The 22,246-nt window shown below is 63.5% G+C and carries 23 protein-coding genes, 5 tRNA genes and 1 pseudogene; 6 read left to right on the forward strand and 23 right to left on the reverse strand.

All coding sequences use genetic code 11. The features are described from left to right. Positions 1-68 precede the first annotated feature (68 nt). The 6 genes and pseudogenes from nusA to QCE49_RS07845 all read right to left on the reverse strand — a co-directional run bounded on the left by nusA (position 69) and on the right by QCE49_RS07845 (position 7,928). Positions 69-1,544 carry a transcription termination factor NusA gene (gene nusA / locus QCE49_RS07820; RefSeq protein WP_008349231.1) on the reverse strand — a complete coding sequence of 492 codons (1,476 nt, stop codon included), beginning with the start codon at positions 1,542-1,544 and terminating at the stop codon, positions 69-71. Beyond that, the gene (gene rimP / locus QCE49_RS07825; RefSeq protein ID WP_008349230.1) at positions 1,541-1,999 is read right to left on the reverse strand and encodes a ribosome maturation factor RimP; all 459 of its coding nucleotides are present in this window, start codon (positions 1,997-1,999) and stop codon (positions 1,541-1,543) included. Before rimP ends, nusA begins: the two co-directional genes overlap by 4 nt. Positions 2,000-2,384: 385 nt before the next feature. After that, positions 2,385-4,274 carry a 23S rRNA pseudouridine(2605) synthase RluB gene (rluB, locus tag QCE49_RS07830; RefSeq protein WP_034473207.1) on the reverse strand — a complete coding sequence of 630 codons (1,890 nt, stop codon included), beginning with the start codon at positions 4,272-4,274 and terminating at the stop codon, positions 2,385-2,387. Positions 4,275-4,794: 520 nt separating this feature from the next. Continuing rightward, positions 4,795-5,365, reverse strand: a pseudogene (scpB, locus tag QCE49_RS34525) (SMC-Scp complex subunit ScpB); the annotation flags it as partial. A 352-nt stretch (positions 5,366-5,717) separates the two neighbouring features. Beyond that, positions 5,718-6,953, reverse strand: a complete 1,236-nt coding sequence (locus tag QCE49_RS07840; RefSeq protein ID WP_250434860.1) for a pyridoxal phosphate-dependent aminotransferase — start codon at positions 6,951-6,953, stop codon at positions 5,718-5,720. A 72-nt stretch (positions 6,954-7,025) separates the two neighbouring features. Further along, entirely contained in the window at positions 7,026-7,928 is a 903-nt protein-coding gene (locus QCE49_RS07845) for a LysR family transcriptional regulator (protein WP_250457759.1), read from the reverse strand. A 425-nt stretch (positions 7,929-8,353) separates the two neighbouring features. Here QCE49_RS07845 and QCE49_RS07850 point away from each other — a divergent pair, with 425 nt between their 5' ends. Together QCE49_RS07850 and QCE49_RS07855 are read left to right on the forward strand one after the other, a co-directional pair. After that, positions 8,354-8,755 (forward strand): transposase, encoded by a 402-nt coding sequence (locus QCE49_RS07850; RefSeq protein WP_008349224.1) that lies wholly within the window; start codon positions 8,354-8,356, stop codon positions 8,753-8,755. 248 nt (positions 8,756-9,003) lie between these two features. After that, the gene (locus tag QCE49_RS07855) at positions 9,004-9,261 is read left to right on the forward strand and encodes a hypothetical protein (RefSeq protein ID WP_008349223.1); all 258 of its coding nucleotides are present in this window, start codon (positions 9,004-9,006) and stop codon (positions 9,259-9,261) included. A gap of 248 nt (positions 9,262-9,509) precedes the next feature. Here QCE49_RS07855 and QCE49_RS07860 read toward each other — a convergent pair whose 3' ends face one another. Both QCE49_RS07860 and QCE49_RS07865 read right to left on the reverse strand, forming a co-directional pair. Continuing rightward, the gene (locus QCE49_RS07860) at positions 9,510-9,821 is read right to left on the reverse strand and encodes a hypothetical protein (protein WP_008349222.1); all 312 of its coding nucleotides are present in this window, start codon (positions 9,819-9,821) and stop codon (positions 9,510-9,512) included. Next, positions 9,818-10,174 carry a hypothetical protein gene (locus tag QCE49_RS07865; protein ID WP_162483413.1) on the reverse strand — a complete coding sequence of 119 codons (357 nt, stop codon included), beginning with the start codon at positions 10,172-10,174 and terminating at the stop codon, positions 9,818-9,820. Before QCE49_RS07865 ends, QCE49_RS07860 begins: the two co-directional genes overlap by 4 nt. 1 nt (position 10,175) lies before the next feature. On the opposite strand from QCE49_RS07865, the gene QCE49_RS07870 reads away from it, so the two are divergent. Together QCE49_RS07870 and QCE49_RS07875 are read left to right on the forward strand one after the other, a co-directional pair. Beyond that, positions 10,176-10,811: a YdcF family protein gene (locus tag QCE49_RS07870; RefSeq protein WP_235366243.1), complete on the forward strand. Its 636-nt coding sequence runs from the start codon at positions 10,176-10,178 to the stop codon at positions 10,809-10,811. A gap of 269 nt (positions 10,812-11,080) precedes the next feature. Next, the gene (locus QCE49_RS07875; RefSeq protein WP_008349220.1) at positions 11,081-11,323 is read left to right on the forward strand and encodes a hypothetical protein; all 243 of its coding nucleotides are present in this window, start codon (positions 11,081-11,083) and stop codon (positions 11,321-11,323) included. Positions 11,324-11,423: 100 nt separating this feature from the next. Here the strand turns inward: QCE49_RS07875 and QCE49_RS07880 are convergent, their stop codons facing one another. Continuing rightward, positions 11,424-11,840, reverse strand: coding sequence for a gamma-glutamylcyclotransferase (locus tag QCE49_RS07880; RefSeq protein WP_034473211.1), 417 nt, complete (start codon positions 11,838-11,840; stop codon positions 11,424-11,426). Positions 11,841-11,990: 150 nt separating this feature from the next. Between QCE49_RS07880 and QCE49_RS07885 the strand changes: the two genes are divergently transcribed. Then, the gene (locus QCE49_RS07885; protein ID WP_008349217.1) at positions 11,991-12,824 is read left to right on the forward strand and encodes a helix-turn-helix domain-containing protein; all 834 of its coding nucleotides are present in this window, start codon (positions 11,991-11,993) and stop codon (positions 12,822-12,824) included. 18 nt (positions 12,825-12,842) lie between these two features. On the opposite strand, the gene QCE49_RS07890 is transcribed toward QCE49_RS07885, so the two are convergent. From QCE49_RS07890 to gltX, 7 genes are all read right to left on the reverse strand, one after another. Then, on the reverse strand, positions 12,843-13,307 hold the full coding sequence (locus tag QCE49_RS07890; RefSeq protein WP_250457729.1) for a GNAT family N-acetyltransferase: 465 nt from the start codon (positions 13,305-13,307) through the stop codon (positions 12,843-12,845). A 175-nt stretch (positions 13,308-13,482) separates the two neighbouring features. After that, positions 13,483-13,559 (reverse strand) — tRNA-Asp (locus QCE49_RS07895). 69 nt (positions 13,560-13,628) lie between these two features. Further along, positions 13,629-13,704, reverse strand: a tRNA-Glu gene (locus tag QCE49_RS07900). A 72-nt stretch (positions 13,705-13,776) separates the two neighbouring features. Further along, a tRNA-Asp gene (locus QCE49_RS07905) sits at positions 13,777-13,853 on the reverse strand. A gap of 70 nt (positions 13,854-13,923) precedes the next feature. Next, positions 13,924-13,999, reverse strand: a tRNA-Glu gene (locus QCE49_RS07910). Between the two features lie 164 nt (positions 14,000-14,163). After that, positions 14,164-14,239, reverse strand: a tRNA-Ala gene (locus QCE49_RS07915). 135 nt (positions 14,240-14,374) lie between these two features. Next, positions 14,375-15,784 (reverse strand): glutamate--tRNA ligase, encoded by a 1,410-nt coding sequence (gene gltX, locus QCE49_RS07920; protein WP_250457728.1) that lies wholly within the window; start codon positions 15,782-15,784, stop codon positions 14,375-14,377. Positions 15,785-15,942: 158 nt separating this feature from the next. Between gltX and QCE49_RS07925 the strand changes: the two genes are divergently transcribed. Next, positions 15,943-16,917 (forward strand): patatin-like phospholipase family protein, encoded by a 975-nt coding sequence (locus QCE49_RS07925; RefSeq protein ID WP_409017209.1) that lies wholly within the window; start codon positions 15,943-15,945, stop codon positions 16,915-16,917. A 92-nt stretch (positions 16,918-17,009) separates the two neighbouring features. On the opposite strand, the gene iscX is transcribed toward QCE49_RS07925, so the two are convergent. The 7 genes from iscX to QCE49_RS07960 form a co-directional block, all read right to left on the reverse strand. Beyond that, on the reverse strand, positions 17,010-17,207 hold the full coding sequence (gene iscX, locus QCE49_RS07930) for a Fe-S cluster assembly protein IscX (protein WP_008349212.1): 198 nt from the start codon (positions 17,205-17,207) through the stop codon (positions 17,010-17,012). 14 nt (positions 17,208-17,221) lie between these two features. After that, the gene (fdx, locus tag QCE49_RS07935) at positions 17,222-17,563 is read right to left on the reverse strand and encodes an ISC system 2Fe-2S type ferredoxin (RefSeq protein WP_008349211.1); all 342 of its coding nucleotides are present in this window, start codon (positions 17,561-17,563) and stop codon (positions 17,222-17,224) included. A gap of 27 nt (positions 17,564-17,590) precedes the next feature. Beyond that, on the reverse strand, positions 17,591-19,456 hold the full coding sequence (gene hscA / locus QCE49_RS07940) for a Fe-S protein assembly chaperone HscA (RefSeq protein ID WP_250434865.1): 1,866 nt from the start codon (positions 19,454-19,456) through the stop codon (positions 17,591-17,593). Between the two features lie 37 nt (positions 19,457-19,493). After that, positions 19,494-20,021, reverse strand: coding sequence for a Fe-S protein assembly co-chaperone HscB (gene hscB / locus QCE49_RS07945; protein ID WP_175982302.1), 528 nt, complete (start codon positions 20,019-20,021; stop codon positions 19,494-19,496). Between the two features lie 83 nt (positions 20,022-20,104). Continuing rightward, on the reverse strand, positions 20,105-20,428 hold the full coding sequence (gene iscA, locus QCE49_RS07950; protein WP_008349207.1) for an iron-sulfur cluster assembly protein IscA: 324 nt from the start codon (positions 20,426-20,428) through the stop codon (positions 20,105-20,107). A gap of 50 nt (positions 20,429-20,478) precedes the next feature. Next, the gene (iscU, locus tag QCE49_RS07955; protein WP_008349206.1) at positions 20,479-20,907 is read right to left on the reverse strand and encodes a Fe-S cluster assembly scaffold IscU; all 429 of its coding nucleotides are present in this window, start codon (positions 20,905-20,907) and stop codon (positions 20,479-20,481) included. Positions 20,908-20,955: 48 nt separating this feature from the next. Continuing rightward, entirely contained in the window at positions 20,956-22,179 is a 1,224-nt protein-coding gene (locus QCE49_RS07960; protein WP_008349205.1) for an IscS subfamily cysteine desulfurase, read from the reverse strand. Positions 22,180-22,246 lie beyond the last annotated feature (67 nt).

Raw genomic sequence — 22,246 nt, forward strand, 5'->3', positions numbered from 1 at the left:
TCCTTGCGGTTAGATCGGGGTCACGCGGCCAGACAGGCCGCCAAATATCAGTGCGCCATGGTCATTTCTCACTGGAACCAGTGTTCACGTGCTTTCATGATCAACGCCTTAGCGGCATCCTCTTGCATTCCGGTCATTTCGACCAGTTCATCTACTGCCAGCTCCGCGAGATCGTCGCGGGTCTGAATCTGGTGCTCGGCGAGCTTTGCGAGAAGCTCGTTGTCCATGCCGTCGAGGCTCTTCAAATCGAGCGCGACGCCTTCCACCTTCTCTTCGTTGGCGATCGCCATCGTGAGGAGCGCGTCGCGCGAGCGATTGCGCAGCTCGTGCACGGTGTCTTCGTCGAACGCTTCGATTTCGAGCATTTCGTTGAGCGGCACGTAGGCGATTTCTTCGAGACTCGTGAAGCCTTCGTCGATCAGGATGTCGGCGACTTCCTCGTCCACATCCAGACGCGCCATGAACAGGTCGCGCAACTTGCCACGCTCTTCGTTCTGCTTCAGCGCGGACTCGTCCGGCGTCATGATATTGATTTGCCAGCCGGTGAGTTCGCTCGCGAGCCTCACGTTCTGGCCGGCGCGGCCGATGGCGACGGCGAGCTCGTTTTCGTCCACGACGACGTCCATCGAATGCTTTTCTTCATCGACGACGATCGACTGGACGGCTGCCGGCGCGAGAGCGCCGATCACGAACTGCGCGGGATCTTCCGACCATAGCACGATGTCGACGTTCTCGCCACCGAGCTCGTTACGCACGGCCTGCACGCGCGAACCGCGGATGCCGACGCAAGTGCCGATAGGATCGATGCGCTTGTCGTAGGCGATCACGCCGATTTTCGCACGCACGCCGGGATCGCGCGCGGCGGCCTTGATTTCCAGCAGACCTTGCTCGATTTCCGGCACTTCGAGTTCGAACAGCTTCATCAGGAACTCGGGCGCGGTGCGCGAGAGTTCGATCTGCGGGCCGCGCGCGGTGCGGTCGACCTTCGCGATGTACGCGCGCACGCGGTCGCCCACGCGCAGGTTTTCCTTCGGAATCAGCTGGTCGCGGCGCAGCAGCGCTTCGACACGGCCCGACTCGACAATGAAATTACCCTTGTCCAGGCGCTTCACCGAGCCGGTCATGATCTTTTCGCCGCGCTCGAGGAAGTCGTTCAGAATCTGTTCGCGCTCGGCGTCGCGCACCTTCTGCAGGATCACCTGCTTGGCGGCCTGCGCGCCGATACGGCCGAATTCGATCGACGGAATCGGCTCCTCGATGAATTCGTCCACCTGCGCGTCGGGCTTTTGCTCCTTCGCTTCGAACAGCAGGATTTCCTGATCCGGCTCTTGCAGGCCGGCCTCGTCCGGCACGACGCGCCAGCGGCGGAAAGTCTCGTGTTCGCCGCTCTCACGGTCGATGGCGACACGAATATCCACGTCTTCCTCGAAGAGCTTCTTCGTTGCCGAAGCAAGCGCAGCTTCCAGCGCTGCGTACACGACGTCCTTGTTGACGTTCTTTTCGCGTGCCAGCGCATCCGCCAGCATCAATACTTCGCGACTCATTGTTTGCGGCTCCTAAAGTCAACCTTGGGGACGAGACGTGCCTTATCGAGGTCCGCGAGCGTGAAATCGAGCATCGCAGCGCCGTCCTTCCCTTCAAATTCCAATCCGATCGTTTCGCCGTCAGGGGCGTGCAGGATGCCGCGGAACGACTTGCGCCCGTCCAGCGGCTTCTTCAATGTAATGGCGACTTCGCTCCCCGCGAAGCGCTCGAAATCCGCCAGTTTCTTGAGCGGGCGGTCGAGCCCCGGCGACGATACTTCGAGCCGGTCGTAGTCGATGTTCTCGACTTCAAACAAATATTGGAGCTGACGGGTGACCTTCTCGCAGTCTTCGATCGCGATACCAGCCGGCTGGTCGATGTAGACACGCAGCATGCCGCCTCCCGAACGCTCGAGATCGACAAGCTCGTAGCCAAGGCTCGAGACCGTGGTTTCAATCAATTCCGTCAGTTGCACAGTAACTCCAAGGTGTTCGCGCGCTCCACGCCGAAACACCTGCGGGCGAGCGCCTTCATGCGGGCGCGCACCCCTGCTCCCGAGATGCCGAACCGAATAGCCAAAAAAAAATGGGCGCAACGCCCACATTTTTCAACCGAGGTCGCACTCAGGGCAGCGAAAGAAAACTACGTGCCCAGCGACTTCATGATTTTAGCCATTTTTCAGGATAAACGCAAACGTAACGCGCACTTTCGCCCCTGTTGGACCCGGTTTCACGCCGGTTTGTCCTAACGATCAGAAAGAGCGAAACGCGAGATTTTCGTCGCCGGGGGCGGACCGATGCTTCGCATCCCGCTTTTGGACTTCTCCCGGCGACGTCTTTGCGATTTTTTACATATCGCGCTCAGCGGCCGCGCGAGCGATTACGCGCGCCCCGGCCCGCGCCGCCGGCTTTGTTCTGGCCAGCGCCCTGCTGTCCGCCGCCCTGGCGATTGCCCCGCGGTGCGTTGCCACCGGCGGCACGCTTGCCGGCGCCGCCCGCGCCCTGCGGACCGCCGCCTTGCGGACGCGCGCCGCGCGGACCCGGCCGTGCGCCGTTAGCGCGATTACCGTTGGGCTCGTTGCCGATGCGGTTGCCGTTCGGCTCCCGGCCGCCGCGACGGCCCATGCCGCCCCCGTTGCCTGCATTGCCCGTGTTGCCGCCGAATCCGCCCATGCCGCCGAGCCCGAAGCTGCCCGGCACACCGCCCGGCTGGCCGCGCCGGCCGCCGCGTCCCGGCGTCTGCTGCTGCGTCATGCGCGAGTGCGAGCTCAGCACCGGCTCGCGCGTGATGAAGCCCATCGACGTCTGCATCGGATCGGGTTGCACACGCGGCGCGGCGCTGCGTCCGCCCTTCTCGGCCGTCGGCAATTTCAGCCCGACCGACGCCATCAGGCTGCGCACCTGATTGTCCTCGAGCTCTTCCCAGCGGCCGCGCTTCAGGCCGCGCGGCAGCGCGATCGGACCATGACGCGTGCGGATCAGGCGGCTCACCATCAGGCCGGCCGCCTCGAACATACGGCGCACTTCGCGATTCCGGCCTTCCGCCAGCGCGACGTGATACCAGTGATTCGTGCCTTCGCCGCCGCCGTCCTGGATGCGCAGGAAGTTGGCGGGACCGTCGTCGAGCTCGACGCCTTTCAGCAGCTTCTGCTTCATCGCCTCGGACAGTTGTCCGACCACGCGCACCGCGTACTCACGCTCGACGCTGTAGCGCGGATGCATGAAGCGGTTCGCCAGATCGCCGGACGTCGTGAGCAACAGCAGGCCTTCCGTATTGAAGTCGAGACGCCCGACCGCGAGCCATTTGGCGGTTTTCATCGACGGCAGCTTGTCGAACACGGACGGACGCCCTTCCGGGTCGGCATGGCTGACGATCTCGCCCGTCGGCTTGTGATACAGCAGGATGCGCGGCGGCTTGCTCGCGAGCTTGCGCTTGAGCGGCTTGCCGTTGATGCGCACCTGATCGGTCGGCATGATGCGCTGGCCGATATGCGCCGGCTCGCCGTTCACCGATACGCGCCCGGCGATGATCAACTCTTCCATGTCGCGCCGCGAACCCATGCCCGCATCCGCGAGCACCTTGTGCAGCTTCGGCGCGTCTTCGTCCGGTTCCAGCACGCGCTTTTGCGGTGCATTGCGGCCGCGTCGCAGCATCGGGGCGCGCACGCCGGCCGAACCGTTGTCGGCGTCGAAGGCCGGCGAGGTCACGTAGGCGAACACGTCGTCGACGGCTGCAGCAGCCGCGCTCTCGACGGTCGCCGGTCCCGCGTCGCTGCGCTTGCCGCGCTTTTGCTGCGGCGGATTCTTGCGCCGGCCGCCTTCGCGCGGCGCGGGCGCGGCGGCCTGTACGCCGGCCTCGTCCGCTGCTTCGACGCCGGTTTCGCCCGCTTCCGCGCGCGCGCTCTTGCGGCCGCGCGGACTCGCCCCTTCGCCCTTGCGCGGCTTCGCGCCCGGATCCTTGCGCGGGGTACGCACTTGTGCCGCCACGACGCCATCGGGCGGCGTCTCGTTGACGGCGCCCGGCGCGCCTGGCGCAGCGTCGGCGCCCTTGGTCTTCGCGACAGCGCGACGCCGTGCGATCAGGCTGCGCGGCCCGCGGCGCAATCCGCGGCGCGGACGGTCATCGCCCTCGCCGCCTTCATCGGCGCGGTCGGTGCGCGTGCTGTCGCCGGCATCGGCCGACTCAGGTGCGTCCGCGGCGTGCACGGGGCGCGCGGATTCAGGCGAATCGCTGTCGTGGGAGTGTGTCAAAACAACCTCAAATGTCGAATCGCGCGCCCGTCGCGGGCGCGTCAAAAAATCCGCTGACCGGTCCGGCTGGTCGTCTCGAAATAATCTTTATGGAGAGCCGGATTGCCAGATCAGGGGCCATGCAAATTGCATCAGGCGCGGCGCGCCTTCGGTTCTTCGGAGTCGTCGTCCAGTTCGGCTTCGTTCGATGGACTCGCATCTCTTTCGTCTTCACGCGGCATCGGAACGGGCGCATCGTGCGCGGTGCCCAAAGGCTGTGCGTGAATCCCGGCTGTCGACGCGGCGCGCTCGTCCAGCGCATCCGCACGTTCCGTTCCGAGTCTTTCCTGCTGTTCTTCTGTCTGTTCTTGCTCCGCCGGCCCGGCGGCCGCGCGCTCATCGGCGGAAGCGTCGGGTTCGGCGGATTCCGCCGATTCCAGCGCTTCAACGGCGAAGACCTGCGCCGGGGCGTCAGGTTCCCCGTCATTCGACGCTTGTGGCGTGGCCGGCGGCTCGATGCCCGCCGGCGGCGCATTCCCGGCGATGCTGTCGGGAAATTCGATCGAATGCTGCGCGAGCAGCGATGCTTCGAGCTGCGCCGACGGATTGTCCAGCGCGGGCAACTCGTCGAGCGCGGTCAGTCCGAGATCGTCGAGAAACTGCTTGGTCGTCGCGTACAGTGCCGGGCGGCCCGGCACGTCGCGATGACCGATCACCTCGATCCAGCCACGGTCCTCCAGTTGCTTCACGACCTGCGTGTTCACCGTCACGCCGCGGATCTCTTCGATATCGCCCCGCGTCACTGGTTGCCGATAGGCAATGATCGCCAGCGTCTCGAGTACGGCCCGCGAATACTTGGGCGGCTTTTCCGGGTGCAGCCTGTCGAGATAGGCCCGCATCGCGGGCTTGCTCTGAAAACGCCAGCCCGAGGCAAGCGCGACCAGTTCCACGCCGCGTCCCGACCAGTCGGCCTTGAGCGCTTCGAGCAACGTGCGAACGGTATCCGCCGAAATGTCGTCGGCGAACAGCTTGCGCAATTCATTCAGCCTCAGCGGTTCCTGCGCGCAAATCAAAGCAGTCTCGAGGACGATCTTCGCCTCTTGGGTATTCATGCAGCTTGGGTCAACCCTATATGGTCAATGATTCAATTCAAATCGAGCTTGCGCAGGACCGAACGCCACCAAAATGGTGCGAACGATAAAGCTGGACGCGGAGTTTCAAGACGCGCTCGCCCGATTGTAATCGGTCATATTGATTGGGAGCACGCACCGGGGAGAGGCGTAAAGGGCGATCGGTGAGCGAACGCCGGGCCATCCAGCCGGACGAGGTGGCGCTTTCCTAGGCGAAAGCGCGTGACTGAGCGCCATATTACGCAAAAACAACCGGGGCGTAAAGGTGATCGATTGATCGGCGCCCGGACTCACTCGACGCCGGTCGTGCGCGGCCGACGTCGATCGGCACGGCTCAGGCGACGCCGCGCGCCGTCAGGAATCGCTGCAGGCGTTCGACGCCCGCGTCCAGCCGTGCGGGATCGCACGCGTAGCACCAGCGCACGAAGCCTTCGCCTTCCGGGCCGAACGCGCTGCCCGGCGCAAGTCCGAGACGGGCTTCGCGCACCAGCGATTTGCCCAGTTCGAGGCTGTTTTGCGCGCCCGGTAGCGAGAAAAACAGGTACATCGCGCCGTCGGGCGTGCGCACGTCGACGCCCTCGATCGCCTGAAGCGCCCGCACGAGATGATCGCGGCTTGCGCGCAGATCCGCGACGAGCGCCTGAGTAAAGCGCTCGCCCTCTTCCACCGCGACGACGCCCGCCTGCTGCACGAACGACGGCGCGCACGACGTGTTGTACTCGACCAGCTTGCCGAGATCGTCCATCAGTTGCGTCGGGGCGACGAGCCAGCCGAGGCGCCAGCCGGTCATCAGCCACGCCTTCGAAAACGAATTCACCGCGATCACGCGCTCGTCGCGCGCGGCGAGATCGAGAAAGGACGGCGCGACGCGAGCGTCATCGCCGTAGTACAGGCGTTCGTAGACTTCGTCCGCGACGATCCAGATTCCGTGACGGCGGCAATGCGCGAGCACGGCGCGCTGCTGATCGCGCGTCATCGTCCAGCCGGTCGGGTTGTTCGGCGAGTTGATCATCAGCATGCGCGTGTTGGGCGTGAGCGCCGCGAGCAGGCGGTCGAGATCGAGCGTCCAGCCACGCGGGCCGTAAGTCAGCGAAACGGTATCGACGCTCGCGCCGAGGATTTTCGGAATCTCGACGAGATTCGGCCATAGCGGCGTCACGGCGACGACGCGATCGCCCGCACCGACCACGAGTTGCGCCGCGAGCATCAGCGCGTTCACGCCGGCGCTCGTCACGGCGATGTGCGCCGGCGTCGTCGCGCCGTGCAGCGCGCTCACGTAGCGGCTGAGCGATTCGCGCAGCGGGGCGATGCCGAGATTGTGCGTGTAGAACGTGGCGCCATCGGCAAGCGCGCGGCTTGCGGCATCGCGGATGAATTGCGGCGTCACGCGATCCGATTCGCCGAACCAGAACGGCAGCACATCGGCGACGCCGAAACCCGCGTTTGCGACCTCGCGGATCTGCGACGGCCTCAACGCCCGCACGGCGTCGCGCGCATTCGGCGCACCCGATGCGTGCGCGCCCGCCAATTGACTCAGTTCGCTGACCACCGCGCCTTCCGATTCACTCATCGCTCGCCCCGTCGTCTTGTCTTAAAAAAGAAGTCTAACGCGCGCGCCGTGATTTTCGCGATGAACGGAGGCTTATCCGAGGTCTTCCGCACGCGGCGGCAGCGAGGCGATCAGCGACCACACCGATTCCGCCGCGGGCGACAGCGAGCGATCGCGCCGCCGCACGAGCTCCACGGTCCGTTCGGCGCGCGGTTCGAGCGGCAACGCGACCAGCGACGAATCCGCCGGCAGCGGCAGCGCGAGCCACGGCAGTACGCTCACGCCGACGCCCGCTTCCACGAGCCCGAACACCGTCGCCGAGTGTCCGAGTTCCTGCACCACTTGCGCCTCGACGCCGTGCTCCTGCATGACGGCATCGATGATCGGCCGGCTGCCCGACGCGTAGTCGAGCATCACGAGCCGCTCGCCCGCGAGCGCTTCCCACGGCACCGCCGTCTCGCGCCCGAGCGGATGATCGCGCCGCGCGACGAGACAGAACGAATCGGTCATCACGGGTTCGCCGTGGAGTTCGTCGGAGGAAAACGGGCCGATCACGACGCCGAAATCGACCTCGCCCGACTTCACCTTGCGCAGGACATCTGACTGGACGTCGTCGCGCAGACTCAGCGTGATGAGCGGAAACTGCCGCAAGCACGACGCGATCACGCGCGGCATCAGCCGGCAGGCGACCGTCGGACTCGCCGCGACGATCACGCGTCCGCGGCGCTGCTGGCCGAGATCGCGGACCTCGCGCAGCGCTTCGTCCAGGTCGGCCAGCAGGCGCGACACCGTGCCGACGAGATTCACGCCGACATCGGTCAGCTGAACTTCGCGCGTCGTCCGGTCGATCAGCTTGAGACCAATCTCCCCTTCCAGCTCGCGCACGCACCGGCTGACCGCCGACTGCGTGAGGCCGATTTCATCGCCTGCGCGGCTGAAGCTGCGCAGCCTCGATACTGCTATAAAGACGCGCAGTTGCCGCAACGTCACGTTCAATGGCGCGTTCATTCAGAATGCTCATCAATATCCACAATTCATGCACGAATTATAGCGAGCATTGGTCTGAACTCATGCCCGAACGCGCGTTTCGCTGCGGTGCAGCAAATCCTCACGACGCACGCTGGATGGGCCTATTGCACTTGATTGGTGATTGTCCCGATTTCTTAATCAGTGTGTTTCGGGTCTGATACGGGCCATGCTGGCATCGCGTCAGCCTACTGCCATGCGGGTTTCCCGGATTTAGCAACAAGCATGGCACGGTTCTCGCATTTCATTGCGCACAGAGGTTGGAGCCATTCGCGGTTACATCGAACATCGTCCGCCGCAATCGCTCTGGCCTTCCCAGGTATTCGTTCATCGGATTCCGACCAGAGTGCGCGGCGCGGGGCAGCGCACCGGGGTTAGCTTCGCTGAGGTGAGATATGGTGCTGTTCGACGATTTGAGAGATAACGAGTGGGCGCTGGTTGAGGCGTTGTTCTGTTCCGAGCCGGCGCGCAGCGAACGGCGCGGCCGTCCGCGCGTCGAAGCGCGGGCCGTGGTCAACGCGGTTTTGTGGGTGCTGTCGACGGGCGAAGGCTGGTCGAAGCTGCCCGGACGCTACCCGTCCCCGCCGACCTGCCGCCGCCGCTTCGACGAGTGGCAGGCAGACGGCACGCTGGCCGAGATCGTGAAGCGCCTGTCCAGCAACGGCCGTGAAGTGTCGCTGCGCGGACGCATCGGTTCCAGCGCCGCCAAACCGCCCGCGCCGCCGAGCCGCGATCGCCTGCGTGGCGCGTTCTGGACGAACCCGGAATCGTGGCGCGCTCCGGCCAAGATGGCCTGAACGGTTCTTTGCATCGACCGAAGCCGGCGCTCGCTGGCTTCACCCAGACATTTCACCTCTCGCGCAGGCCGCGGCCTGCGCGAATCTTTCTCCCCTTTGCGTTGTCGCATTCGGATGTCGTAGCACAGTCGCGCGCACTGCGTCGTCGACGAAACAACTCTTTACGATTCCTTACAGCGCCCCGGCGGATCGCGGCATAGCTTGGTGATTAATCGAACAAGCCCCACGAAGGCTTCGAGGATTTCACCATGAAGGCATCGACTCTGCTCGCTCATGGCGCCTTCGTCGCGCTGACGAGCACTGCGGCGATGAGCCAGGCGCAGCCGCCACCTCCCGCATCCGACTTTCACGTCAGCACGAAGGCTTCGATGGCCGCGCCGCAGAATGCCGGCCGCAATCGCGATGCGACGCCGCCCGCGCCACGCGGCGACCTGCGCGGCGATATCGCGAGCAACGTGCGCGCGCGTCCCGATACCGAACGCGATGCCCGTTCACAACATCATTGAGTTCGTCTGAACGATGCGCGTTTGACGGAACCACTCCGGCGCGCGGCAGTCACACCTCGTGCCATGAGCACAGCATGGCGACAGTGAGATCCGGTATGCCCGTGTCGTTCGCGATACGGGCAATTTTTTGGGGTATTGCCGTTGGCTGCAGGCAGATTGTCGGCTCTTTCATCCGACGACAACGCTCCCTCGACCCATGCGTCGACTGTCGACCGCTGCCGGCCTCGCTGCCGACGTGTCCGGCAGTGCTAGACTCGCGCCTCCAGGACCGCCTCCTGACCACCGAACGTATAAGGTTCCATGCGGCGCAAGTCCCAGTCGCTGCCACGTTCGTCGCGCGAAAGACGCGTGAATTCGTGCTTGCCGCGTTCGGTCACGACCGCGATATCGACCGGTGCGTGAAATCCGGGCGCGGGCGCCACGGTGCGCTGCCGGGCGAGTTCGAGCAAACCGAGCGCGCGCAAGAGATCGAAAACGTTGGGGCGTTTCGCCCAAGGAACCTGACGATACTGCGCTCGGCGAAGTGCTTCGAGTACAACTTCGTTGGAATACGTGGTCATCTCGTTGTTTCTTCCTGTGCAGCCATGACGACGCTCGTGACGGTCGCAAGACGGTCCGCGACGTCGACTAAACGCGGCGCGCCGAATTCCGATTGCGACGAACGACTCGCAGCCGAATGTTTGGCCACCGCTTGCGTTAGGTGCTGCTTTCTATTACAAGCCCCCGTTGACAGCGCGCTAATCACGCGCTCTGCTGCGACATCCGCCGATGCGTTCCGAAGCACGCGATGACGGAACGAATTGCCCTTAAACCAATACGTTACCCCAATCAAATTGGTTCTATTCACTTTATTGCTGCTTTTTTTTGCGTTATTCGCACTATGGCGACGCCGCCGCATCCAGATTGCGATCATCGTGGCGGCGCTCGCATGGGCGATCGGCGCGGGATGGTTCGCAACGCCTTTGCTCGATCTCGCCCAGCACGGCTATCGTCACACGGACGTGCCTTCGTTCGCACCGAAGACGACGATCGTGCTGATGGGCGGCGGCACGCATCGCAGCGAAGCGGGGCTCGTTCCGAAGTCCAACGCGGTGCGGCGCATCGACGCCGTGGCAACGCTGTATCGCGAATGCCGAGAAACCGGCGCGTCGTGCAAGGTGATTCTGAGCGGCGGCGATCCGGAACATCACGGGCAGGCCGAAGCCGACAATTACGCGCCATACGTGCTTGCGCAAGGCGTCGCTGCGGACGACCTCGTGCGCGAGAATCAAAGCCTCAATACTTACCAGAACGCGCGAAACGTGGCCGGTATTCTCGGCCACGCACATGACAACCGTTTGATCGTCGTCACATCCGCGTATCACATGCGCCGCGCGTTGCGTGCTTTCGAGGCTTTCGGCTATGCGCCGGTGCCGTATGTGTCGGATGTATGGCCCACTCGCCCGACGTTCTTTCCCCGTGTGCGGGGCTTCACGAACAGCGAGCTCGCGATGCACGAACTCGTCGGGCTCGCGCGCTTCGACGTGTATCGCTGGCTGCATCTCTATTAGCGCCTCGTGATTCGGGAGCGAAGCGCATTGATAAGCACTGGAAAATAATTCGACGCTTGTGCTCGATCATGCGCGTCCGCTTTTCGGACAGACGCACGACACACCCTTGCCCGATTCAAGGCTTATGATTCAGGTTGTCTGATCGTCAGACGCGCGAGGTTAGCGGCTGACTACCCGCACAGCGGGAGCGATTTTTGCTCAGACACAAGTGTCGTTCCAACGGATCGGACAGACGATTCCCAGGTTCCAACTGCCACTCGGAGGTAACAATGAAGAAAGTGTCCCTGGCTGTTCTGTTGTCCCTCAGCGCGGTCGCATCGGCCGCGTATGCCCAGAGCGATCAAGGCGTGACCATGAGCACCGATCCCGCCAAAATCGCTGATGTCGAGTCGCGCGCGCAGGCTCTGCAGTCGCGTCAGGAAAGCCAAAAGATGACCGAGCAGACGCCTTCTTCGCACAAGTCGATGCATCACAAGAAATCGCACAGCAAGCCGGCGGCCCCGAGCCAGTAAGCCGGTTCCCGCTGCAAGGCGCGGGGCCATTCACGCCGCGGTGAGTCGACGCATCGGCTCACCGCGGCGCGAGCAAAATCAGTTTCCCTGCTTCGCGCATTCAGGCGCGTTCGGCGCGATGCGTCACCCAGTCGCCGCCTTCGATGCACGGCAGCCCGGCAGCGGACGCAGCCCCGACGGGATAGATCAGGCAATCGACCCGATCCTTTCTCCCCTCGATTTCCACCTCCACATGCAGGCGATGCGAGCGGAATAAGCCTTCCACGCCCGGATACACATGTTCGATCTCGTCGAGCACGGGCACGAGCGCGTCCTCGATCCGGTAGACATCGCCGCGAATCGGCGCGCCCTTCTCATCGATCACGAGGCCCGGATAGTTGCCGAAGTCGAAAAGCTGACCCCGAACGTGGGCGGCACCGATCCATTCGGGCGTAGCGATGCCGTTTCGCGCGGCTGCGTGGTTGATATCGTTGGCCTCGCCCGCGCGCAGCGTGCCGTAGACAAAAACGTATTGCATTGGGAAGAACGCTCCTGTTGTCGCAAAAGGTGACGACGGGCATTATGCGCCGGGCAATATTCGCGGTGCGCCCGGGCGAGCGCTTTCGGCTACCATCGGCGCGTGGCGGTCGATGAATCCGGCCGCCTGCAACCATCAACTCGAGCGAACATGGCCACGTTTGTCGAATCGAACTCGTCGGGCGAAGAAGTCGAGCATCTCGACATTCCCGTCGAGCATTCGCCGACGCTCGATCATCCGATTCGCGTGCGCTCGCGGCCCGTTCCCTACGGCGTGCGGATCGCGCTGCATACGCATCCGTGGGCGCAGGTCGCCTATACGTCGCGCGGGGTCTTGCGTGTCGCGACAGCGGATTCGACTTGGATGGTGCCGCCTTCGCGCGCGATCTGGGTGCCGCCCAATGTCACGCACGAGGTCGTGATCGTCGAGGACGCTTATCTGCGGACGCTTTACGTCGACGCGAGCGTCGTGCCGGCGGGTCTCGGCGCGTGTCGGGTCGTCGAGGTGTCGCCGCTTTTGCGCGAAGTCATCGCGGCGCTCGATGAAGAACCGATCTCGCGTCAGCGCGAGCGACTGCTGGGCACGCTCGCGCTCGATGAAATCATCCGCTCGCAGCCGCTGCCGCTCTCCGTGCCGATGCCGAACGAGAAGCGCCTGCGCGCCCTGTGCAACGCCGTGCTCGCCGATCCGTCGCATTCCGATCTGGAGCGGTGGTCATCGGAGGCCGGCGCGAGTTCGCGCACCATCGCGCGGCTTTTCAGACGCGAACTCGGCGTGAGTTTTTCCCAGTGGCGTCAGCAGGCCGTTCTTGCGCGCGCCATTCCGCTGCTCAGCCAGGGCCGTCCGCTCGCGCAAGTTGCGCGTGAACTGGGCTATCAGAGCCAGAGCGCATTCTCCGCGATGTTTCGCCGTGCGTTCGGCGAAAGCCCGCGCGCATTTTTCGCCCGCGATGGCCGCGACGAGCGCGACATCGACGGCTCTTAGCGCGTGTGCGCGCTTTCTTCAGACGCGCCGCACCATGTGCCGGATTGCGCCGAACTGCGCGAGCCGCGGTCCAGCCGGCCGGTATCCGAGCCGAATGTAAAGACGCGCCGCGGGGTTATCGACGAACACGCGCAACTGACATTCGGCGAGCCCGCGCGCCCTCGCCCATCGATGCGCCGTGTTAAGCAGAAAGGTCCCGGCGCCGTGTCCACGATAGCCCTTCGCGATCTGAACGTCGCGAATATGCAGCGAATTGTCTTCCTCGGTGACACGCATGACGCCAATGGGAACGCCATCCGCCTGCAGGATGAAATTTTCGGACTCGCGCCAGCTGGAAAGGAAAAGATCGCCGCGCCACACGAGATTGTGACGCCGATAGTAGCCCACCATGTTGTCGTGCGTGAGCGCTTCGGCGAAGGCGAAGTCCGCCATGTTCGCCTGGCGCAGTTGATAGAGCGAGAGGTCTTCGGTCGGGTCGAGCATCGCACGGGCACGAGAAACAGGTGCCTAAACACTAAGACAGTGTGCGCGGGCTGGCAATGGCCATTATCACGGTCGAATGCGCAGGGAACGCGTACGAAAGGGAATCGGATATGGCGAGCGGCGGAAAGCGGGCAAAAAAAATCCAGCCCGAAGGCTGGATTTCCTTAAAACAGCTTGGCGGAGCGGACGGGGCTCGAACCCGCGACCCCCGGCGTGACAGGCCGGTATTCTAACCAACTGAACTACCGCTCCACTTCTTTTCATCGTTCACAGTGTCACTTGTGAACTTGCAGCGCTTTTGACTAGCAGCCGCCGATGTTCTGGCGTCCCCTAGGGGATTCGAACCCCTGTACTCACCGTGAAAGGGTGATGTCCTAGGCCTCTAGACGAAGGGGACTTCAACTTCTGCACACCCTGCGGCGAAAAAAAACCGGCTCTCATTAGCCGGAGTGTTTCTGCTCGCAAGTGTTGGCGGAGCGGACGGGGCTCGAACCCGCGACCCCCGGCGTGACAGGCCGGTATTCTAACCAACTGAACTACCGCTCCACTTCTTTTCATCCGTTCACAGTGTCACCTGTGAACTTGCAGCGCTTTCTACTAGCAGCCGCCGATGTTTTGGCGTCCCCTAGGGGATTCGAACCCCTGTACTCACCGTGAAAGGGTGATGTCCTAGGCCTCTAGACGAAGGGGACAGAAACTTGTGATTCTGTCTTTACTACTGCTCCGCTGATCTACTTGCCGCCGATCAGCGAAGACCGAAATTCTATACAACTTCGTGTTACTTGTGAAGTATTTTTTGCGACTTCCGTTTCCGGAGAACAAGCTTCGCACTACTTCAACTGCTTTCTGCTGTTCTTGGTGGAGGTAAGCGGGATCGAACCGCTGACCTCTTGCATGCCATGCAAGCGCTCTCCCAGCTGAGCTATACCCCCTTGCAGAACAGAAACGAGATTGTATAGGGCGTTTTCGAAGTTGTAAATACCCTCTGACGACTTCAGTGAAACTTTTTGCCTCGACAGACGCCGATGCGCGCAATGGATCACGCCCCGCGATCCATTGCGCGGACCTCAACCCGGCGCCTTTTCCAGACGCGCCAACACGACATCGCGTCCGAAGAGCATCAGGACGGCATCGATCGACGGCGTGTGGGTCGTGCCCGCGACCAGCAGGCGCACCGGCATCGCGAGTTGCGGCATTTTCAGCTTGTGCGCGGCGAGCGTCGCCTTGAGCGCGGCCGCGATCGCTTCCTTGGTCCACTCGATGTTCGCCAGCGCCGCACGCAGGTCCGCGATAGCCGGACGCACCGCATCGGTGACGTGCTGCGCGAAGGCATCCGCATCGATCACCGGCTCGCGATAGAACATGGCGGCGTTATCGGCGATTTCCTTCACCGTTGATGCGCGGTCCTTCAAGAGCCCGATCACCTGATCGAGCGGCGCGCCGCCGTCGATCGCCGCGGCATCGATACCGGCCTGCAGCAGGAACGGCTTCGTCAGCTCGGCGAGACGCGCGTTGTCCGCTTCCTTGATGTAGTGCGCGTTGAGCCAGTTCAGCTTGTCGTGGTCGTACTGCGCGGGCGACTTGCCGAGATGCTCGAGATCGAACCATTCGACGAACTGCTCGCGCGAGAAAATCTCCGCATCGCCATGCGACCAGCCGAGGCGCGCCAGATAGTTGACCACCGCTTCCGGCAGATAGCCATTGTCGCGATAGCCCGTCACGCTCATCGCGCCGTGGCGCTTGCTCATCTTCTCGCCCTGCTCGTTCAGCACGGTCGGCAGATGCGCGTACACCGGCACCTCGCCGCCGAGCGCGCGCAGAATGTTGATCTGGCGCGGCGTGTTGTTGACGTGATCGTCGCCGCGAATCACATGCGTGATCTTCATGTCGAGATCGTCGACGACCACGCAGAAGTTATACGTCGGCGTGCCGTCGGGGCGCGCGATCACGAGGTCGTCGAGTTCCTCGTTCGAAATTTCGATGTGGCCTTTCACCGCGTCGTCCCATGCGACCGTGCCCGAGAGCGGATTGCGAAAGCGCACGACAGGCTTCACGCCTTCCGGAACCGGCGGCAGCACCTTGCCCGGCTCGGGGCGCCACGTACCGTCGTAGCGCGGCTTCTCGCCCGCGGCGCGCTGACGCTCGCGCAGCGCGTCGAGCTCTTCCGTCGACATGTAGCAGTGATACGCGAGCCCCTTTTCCATCATCTGCGCGATGACCTCGCGATAACGGTCCATGCGCTGCATCTGATAGAACGGGCCTTCGTCGAAATCGAGCCCGAGCCACGCCATGCCTTCGAGAATCGCATCGACCGACGCATCGGTGGAGCGCTCGAGATCGGTGTCCTCGATGCGCAGCACGAAAGTGCCCTTCATCTTGCGCGCGAACGCCCACGGATAGAGCGCGGAGCGGATGTTGCCGAGATGGATGAAGCCGGTCGGACTCGGAGCGAAGCGTGTGCGGACTTGGGTGGTCATTGCTGTTTACTCGATGAATGGCAGTGCGCCAGGCGCTGAAATGCCGCGCAAAATGAGACGAAATTATACTCGCCGCCCGCTTCGCGCCGGTCCGCGCGCCTTTTGTTTTATGATGTGCGCGCTTTTCAAGATCTCCCCGACCGCCCGCATCGACGGGCCTGCCGGAACCCGCCGCACCGCTGGAGCACACTTTGAGTTCATCGTCACCCCGTCTTTCGCGCCGCGCGTTTTCGCTCGCGGCCGCGTCGTCCGTTCTCGCCGCCTGCACCACCACGAGCGGCGGCAATTCAGGCGAAACGGCAATCGTCACGCCGCCGGCGCCGCCGAAGGCAGAACCGCAACAACCGATGCGTATCGGGCTCGCGCTCGGCGGCGGCGCCGCGCGCGGCTTCGCGCATATCGGCGTGATCAAGGCGCTCGAGGCGCGCAACGTGCGCGTGGATCTCGTCGCGGGCACGAGCGCCGGCTCGGTCATCGCGGCGCTGTACGCATCGGGGATGAGCGGCATCGCGATCAACAAGCTCGCCCTCACGATGGACGAAGCCTCGATCAGCGACTGGGCGATGCCCTTTCGCGCGCGCGGCATCCTGCAAGGCGTCGCGCTGCAGAACTACCTGAACAGGACGCTCGACAACCGTCCGATCGAAAAGATGGCGAAGCCGCTCGGCATCGTCGCCACGGATCTGAAGAGCGGCCAGCCGATTCTCTTTCAGCGCGGCAACACGGGCGTCGCTGTGCGGGCGTCGTGCAGCGTGCCGTCGATTTTCGAGCCGGTGAAGATCGGCGATCGCGAGTATGTCGACGGCGGGCTCGTGAGTCCGGTGCCAGCGGCGTTCGCGCACAAGATGGGCGCGGATTATGTGATCGCCGTCGATATTTCGGCGCGGCCGGAAAGCGGGCTGACATCGAGCTCGTTCGACGTGCTGATGCAGACCTTCACGATCATGGGCCAGACCATCAAGGCCTACGAGCTCGACAAATACGCGAACGCGGTCGTCCGCCCCAACCTCAACGCGATGAGCAGCAGCGATTTCAGCCAGCGCAATGCATCGATTCTCGCGGGCGAGGAAGCCGTCGCCAAAATGTGGCCGACGTTGCAGCGACAGCTCGCGGAGCGCGGCGCGAAGGTCTGAACTTCTGCAATGCGAAGCATCGGCGCAAAGAATGCCCGCAAAACAAAACGGCGGCTTCTCACGAAGCCGCCGTCATGGCGAATTAGAACCGGTCAGTAGTCCGCGTCCTCGATCCAGGCCGCCTGGATTGCCTCGAGAATCTTCTCGTTGGACTTTTCGGGATCGTCGTCGAAACCGTCGAGTTCGGTGATCCAGCGATGCAGGTCAGTGAAACGCACATATTGGGGATCGACATCCTGATGCGCGTCGGTGAGTGCCATCGCGATCTCCTGGGTATCTGTCCACTTCATGGGCGAGCCTCCTGTCAGTGATTTTCTTTGGCGTGATTGATGGAGTACCGCGGGATCTCGACCACCAGATCCTCGTCGGCAGGCACCATTGCCTGACATGATAACCGCGATGTCGGTTCGAGACCCCACGCTTTATCGAGCAGATCGTCCTCGTCTTCCTCGGACGGCTCGAGCGCGTTGAAGCCCTCGCGAATGATGACGTGGCACGTCGTGCACGCGCACGATTTCTCGCAGGCGTGCTCGATCTCGATGCCGTGATCCAGAAGATTGTCGCAGATGCTCTTGCCGATGTCGGCGTCGATCACCGCGCCGTCCGGGCAAAGCTCCACGTGAGGCAGCACAACGATTTGAGGCATGTTTCGTAATTTCTCGAATAGGATGATTTAGACGTCGTCGAGCTTGCGGCCCGCGAGCGCGCGGCGGATGCTCTTGTTCATGCGGCGCGCGGCGAATTCATCGGTGCCGGTGGCGAGCGTCTTCGTCGCATCTTCGATCTTCTCGACCGAATCGCCGTTCGCGAGCGCCGCCAGTTCGGTCACGAGCGCGACGATTTGCGCGCGTTCATCGTCGTCGAGCAGTTCGCCGTCGGTTTCGAGCGCAACGTGCGTCGCTTCGATGAGACGCTCCGCTTCCACCTGCGCCTCGCGCAACGCACGCGCGCGCATGTCCGTCTCGGCGGTCTTGAAGCTCTCTTCGAGCATGCGGGCGACTTCGTCGTCGGCGAGTCCGTACGACGGCTTCACGACCACCGACGCCTCCACGCCCGACATCTGCTCGCGCGCGAACACGGACAAGAGACCGTCCGCGTCGACCTGATAGGTCACACGAATGCGCGCCGCGCCCGCCGCCATCGGCGGAATGCCGCGCAACTCGAAGCGCGCGAGCGACCGGCAATCGGACACGAGTTCGCGCTCGCCCTGCACGACGTGGATCGCCATCGCGGTCTGGCCGTCCTTGAAGGTCGTGAAATCCTGCGCGCGCGCGGTCGGGATCGTCGAATTGCGCGGGATGATTTTCTCGGTGAGGCCGCCCATCGTTTCGACGCCGAGCGACAGCGGAATCACGTCGAGCAGCAGCCAGTCGTCGCCTTCGCCGCGACGGTTGCCCGCGAGCAGATCGGCCTGAATCGCAGCGCCCAGCGCGACGACCTGATCTGGATCGAGATTGATGAGCGGCGGCTGGCCGAAAAACGTTTCGACCGCGCGGCGGATCACCGGCATGCGCGTGGCGCCGCCAACCAGTACGACGCCCTTGATGTCCTTCGCGGCGACCTTCGCATCGCGCAGCGCCTTTTTCGTCGGCGTGAGCGTGCGCGCGACGAGCGCCTCGGTCAGCGCGGCGAACTCCGCTTCGGTCACGGCGACATCGATCTGCTGGCCGGTCGAGAGCGTCGCCTGGACGCGCGTTTCGTTCGTCGACGACAGCGCTTCCTTCGCGTTGCGAACGAGATCGAGCAGCAGGCGCACGTCTTCCGGCGCATCGACCGACACGCCCGCCGCCGTCAAGACGTGCCGATACAGCGCGTGATCGAAATCGTCGCCGCCGAGCGCGGAATCGCCGCCCGCCGCGAGCACTTCGAAGACGCCTTTCGTGAGCTTGAGAATCGACAGATCGAATGTGCCGCCGCCGAGGTCGTAGACGGCGTAGAGGCCTTCCGCGCCGTTATCGAGACCGTAAGCGATCGCGGCTGCGGTCGGCTCGTTGAGCAGGCGCAGCACGTTCAGGCCGGCGAGCTTCGCCGCGTCCTTCGTCGCCTGACGCTGGGCTTCGTCGAAATAGGCGGGCACCGTGATCACCGCGCCGACGAGATCCTCGCCGAGCGTGTCTTCCGCGCGATAACGCAGCGTCGCGAGAATTTCCGCCGATACTTCGACCGGGCTTTTCACGCCGTCGACGGTGCGAATCTGCACCATGCCCGGCGCGTCGATGAAATCGTACGGCGCGTTCTCCGCGCCCTCGACCTCGCTCTTGCCGCGGCCCATGAAACGCTTGACCGAGACGATCGTATTGCGCGGATCGATGACCGCTTCTTCCTTGGCGGCGCGGCCGATGCGCCGTCCGCCGTTCTCCAGATAGCGCACGACCGACGGCAGCAGCACGTGGCCGTCCTCGTCGGGCAGCGCTTCGGGCACGCTGCTGCGCACGGCCGCGACGAGCGAGTTCGTCGTGCCGAGATCGATGCCGACCGCCACGCGCCTTTGATGCGGCGCCGGCGCCATGCCGGGTTCTGAGATTTGCAGTAAAGCCATCGTTGGTCTTATGGGGTTGTATGCGGCGCGTTTGCCTTTAGTGTTCGAGCCGTTCGATCTGCGCGCCGATTTCATGCGCCACGCGTTCGATGAACATCAACTGACGCACGGCCTCGCCCGCCGCCTGATCCGACTTGCTGTCGATCAGCGCCTCGAGCTTGGTGAAGCGAATGCGCTCTTCGTCGCGCAGTTCGTCGAGCAGCGCTTCGAGCGCACCGATGTTCTTCGCGTTCGCCGCATCCTCGATATTTTCGCGCCATTCCATCTGCTGCATCAGGAACGCCGGCTCCATCGCGGTGTTGTTCTCCGCGCCGACGTCGATGCCGCGCTGCGCGAGCATATAGCGCGCGCGCTTCAGCGGATCGCGCAGCGTCTGATACGCCTCGTTCGCGTGCGTGGCCCACTGCATCGCGAGACGCTTCTGCGCATCGCCGGCCGCGGCGAAACGGTCCGGATGCACTTGCGCCTGCACGGTGCGATAAGCGTCGTCGAGCTTCTGCTGGTCGACGGCGAAGGTCTGCGGCAGATCGAAGAGATCGAAGTGACTGTCGGTGAGCGTGGCCATGCTATGTCTGTGAATTCAGTGTGCGCGAATGAAAAAGGCGGCACGCGCCGCCTCTTTTGCCGATACCGCCGGCGTCATTCCCGTCAGACGCGGAACGATTCGCCGCAGCCGCATTCGTCCTTCGCGTTCGGATTGTTGAACTTGAAGCCTTCGTTCAGGCCTTCGCGGGCGAAGTCCAGCTCGGTGCCGTCGAGATACGGAAGACTCTTCGGATCGATCACGATCTTCACGCCCGACGACTCGAACACGGTGTCTTCCGGTGCGAGCTCGTCGACATACTCGAGCTTGTACGCGAGGCCCGAACAGCCCGTCGTCCGTACGCCCAGCCGCAAGCCGACGCCCTTGCCGCGCCGCGTCAGATACTTCTGCACGTGTTGTGCCGCTTTATCCGTCAACGTGATTGCCATAGTCTTCGCTTCTCTCTTCGGGGCGCCGCCCCGGACGCCCGTCGTCACAATTACGCCGCTGCCTGCTTCGATTCAGCCGCTGCCGCTTCCGGCGCCGCGACGCCATGACGCTGCTTGTAGTCCGCAACCGCCGCCTTGATCGCGTCTTCCGCGAGGATCGAGCAGTGGATCTTCACCGGCGGCAGCGCCAGTTCTTCGGCGATCTGCGTGTTCTTGATGGTGAGCGCCTGATCCAGCGTCTTGCCCTTCACCCATTCGGTGACGAGCGAGCTCGATGCGATCGCCGAGCCGCAGCCGTAGGTCTTGAACTTCGCGTCCTCGATCACGCCATCCGCGCCCACGCGGATCTGCAGCTTCATCACGTCGCCGCACGCCGGCGCGCCGACCATGCCGGTGCCGACGGTGTCGTCGTCCTTCGAGAACGAGCCGACGTTACGCGGGTTTTCGTAGTGGTCCAGAACCTTGTCGCTATAAGCCATGATTCAAACTCTCCTAATATTCGGTGTCGCGTGGCGCTCAGTGGTCGCTTAGTGCGCAGCCCACTGGATGGTCGAGATGTCGATGCCGTCCTTGTGCATTTCCCAGAGCGGCGACAGATCGCGCAGTTTCGCGATCTTGTTCTTCAGCAGGTTGATCACATAGTCGACGTCCTGCTCGGTGGTGAAGCGGCCGACCGTGAAGCGGATCGAGCTGTGCGCGAGTTCGTCGTTACGGCCGAGCGCGCGCAGCACATAAGAAGGCTCGAGCGACGCCGACGTGCACGCCGAACCCGACGACACCGCGACGTCCTTCACCGCCATGATCAGCGATTCGCCTTCGACGAAGTTGAAGCTGATGTTGAGGTTGTGCGGCACGCGGCGTTCCATGTCGCCGTTGACGTACACCTCTTCGATGTCCTGCAGCCCCTTCAGCAGACGGTCGCGCAGCATGCGGATGCGCTCGTTCTCCGTCGCCATTTCCTCACGCGCGATGCGGAACGCTTCGCCCATGCCGACGATCTGATGCGTCGCGAGCGTGCCCGAACGCATGCCGCGCTCGTGACCGCCGCCGTGCATCTGCGCTTCGATGCGCACGCGCGGCTTGCGACGCACGTACAGCGCGCCGATGCCCTTCGGACCGTACGTCTTGTGAGCCGAAAACGACATCAGATCGACCTTCAGCTTTTGCAGATCGATTTCGATCTTGCCGGTGGCTTGCGCCGCATCGACGTGAAAAATGATGCCCTTCTCGCGCGTGATCTCGCCGATCGCCTCGATGTCCTGAATCACGCCGATTTCGTTGTTCACGCTCATCACGGAGACGAGGATCGTGTCCGGACGGATCGCCGCCTTGAACTTTTCCAGATCGATGAGACCGTCGTCCTTCACGTCGAGATACGTGACTTCGTAGCCTTCGCGCTCCAGCTCACGCGTGGTGTCGAGCACGGCCTTGTGCTCGGTCTTCACGGTGATGATGTGCTTGCCCTTGCTCTTGTAGAAGTGCGCCGCGCCCTTGATGGCGAGGTTGTCCGATTCCGTCGCACCCGACGTCCAGATGATCTCGCGCGGATCGCAATTCACGAGCGCCGCGACGTTCTCGCGCGCTTCCTCGACCGCACGCTCCGCATCCCAGCCGTACTGGTGGCTGCGCGAGGCCGGATTGCCGAACTGCTCGCGAAGATACGGAATCATCTTGTCCACCACGCGCGGATCGACGGGGGTCGTCGCGCTGTAGTCCATGTAAATGGGCAGGTGGGGAATATCGTTGTTCATCAGTCGCTCCGGGAAAATCGGTCAAAGCTCTTGGCTGGGACGCTTTCGTCTGCGCGCGCGGCTCGCG

Source organism: Caballeronia sp. LZ008, from assembly GCF_031451435.1.
GTDB classification, from domain to species: Bacteria; Pseudomonadota; Gammaproteobacteria; order Burkholderiales; family Burkholderiaceae; genus Caballeronia; species Caballeronia zhejiangensis.

Coding starts and splice junctions, on each gene's coding strand:
- nusA (WP_008349231.1), bottom strand. CDS start 1,544: ATGAGTCGCGAAGTATTGATGCTGGCGGATGCGCTGGCACGCGAAAAG.
- QCE49_RS07840 (WP_250434860.1), bottom strand. CDS start 6,953: ATGAGTGAATCGGAAGGCGCGGTGGTCAGCGAACTGAGTCAATTGGCG.
- QCE49_RS07850 (WP_008349224.1), top strand. CDS start 8,354: ATGGTGCTGTTCGACGATTTGAGAGATAACGAGTGGGCGCTGGTTGAG.
- QCE49_RS07855 (WP_008349223.1), top strand. CDS start 9,004: ATGAAGGCATCGACTCTGCTCGCTCATGGCGCCTTCGTCGCGCTGACG.
- QCE49_RS07860 (WP_008349222.1), bottom strand. CDS start 9,821: ATGACCACGTATTCCAACGAAGTTGTACTCGAAGCACTTCGCCGAGCG.
- QCE49_RS07865 (WP_162483413.1), bottom strand. CDS start 10,174: ATGATCGCAATCTGGATGCGGCGGCGTCGCCATAGTGCGAATAACGCA.
- QCE49_RS07875 (WP_008349220.1), top strand. CDS start 11,081: ATGAAGAAAGTGTCCCTGGCTGTTCTGTTGTCCCTCAGCGCGGTCGCA.
- QCE49_RS07880 (WP_034473211.1), bottom strand. CDS start 11,840: ATGCAATACGTTTTTGTCTACGGCACGCTGCGCGCGGGCGAGGCCAAC.
- QCE49_RS07885 (WP_008349217.1), top strand. CDS start 11,991: ATGGCCACGTTTGTCGAATCGAACTCGTCGGGCGAAGAAGTCGAGCAT.
- QCE49_RS07890 (WP_250457729.1), bottom strand. CDS start 13,307: ATGCTCGACCCGACCGAAGACCTCTCGCTCTATCAACTGCGCCAGGCG.
- gltX (WP_250457728.1), bottom strand. CDS start 15,784: ATGACCACCCAAGTCCGCACACGCTTCGCTCCGAGTCCGACCGGCTTC.
- iscX (WP_008349212.1), bottom strand. CDS start 17,207: ATGAAGTGGACAGATACCCAGGAGATCGCGATGGCACTCACCGACGCG.
- fdx (WP_008349211.1), bottom strand. CDS start 17,563: ATGCCTCAAATCGTTGTGCTGCCTCACGTGGAGCTTTGCCCGGACGGC.
- hscA (WP_250434865.1), bottom strand. CDS start 19,456: ATGGCTTTACTGCAAATCTCAGAACCCGGCATGGCGCCGGCGCCGCAT.
- hscB (WP_175982302.1), bottom strand. CDS start 20,021: ATGGCCACGCTCACCGACAGTCACTTCGATCTCTTCGATCTGCCGCAG.
- iscA (WP_008349207.1), bottom strand. CDS start 20,428: ATGGCAATCACGTTGACGGATAAAGCGGCACAACACGTGCAGAAGTAT.
- iscU (WP_008349206.1), bottom strand. CDS start 20,907: ATGGCTTATAGCGACAAGGTTCTGGACCACTACGAAAACCCGCGTAAC.
- QCE49_RS07960 (WP_008349205.1), bottom strand. CDS start 22,179: ATGAACAACGATATTCCCCACCTGCCCATTTACATGGACTACAGCGCG.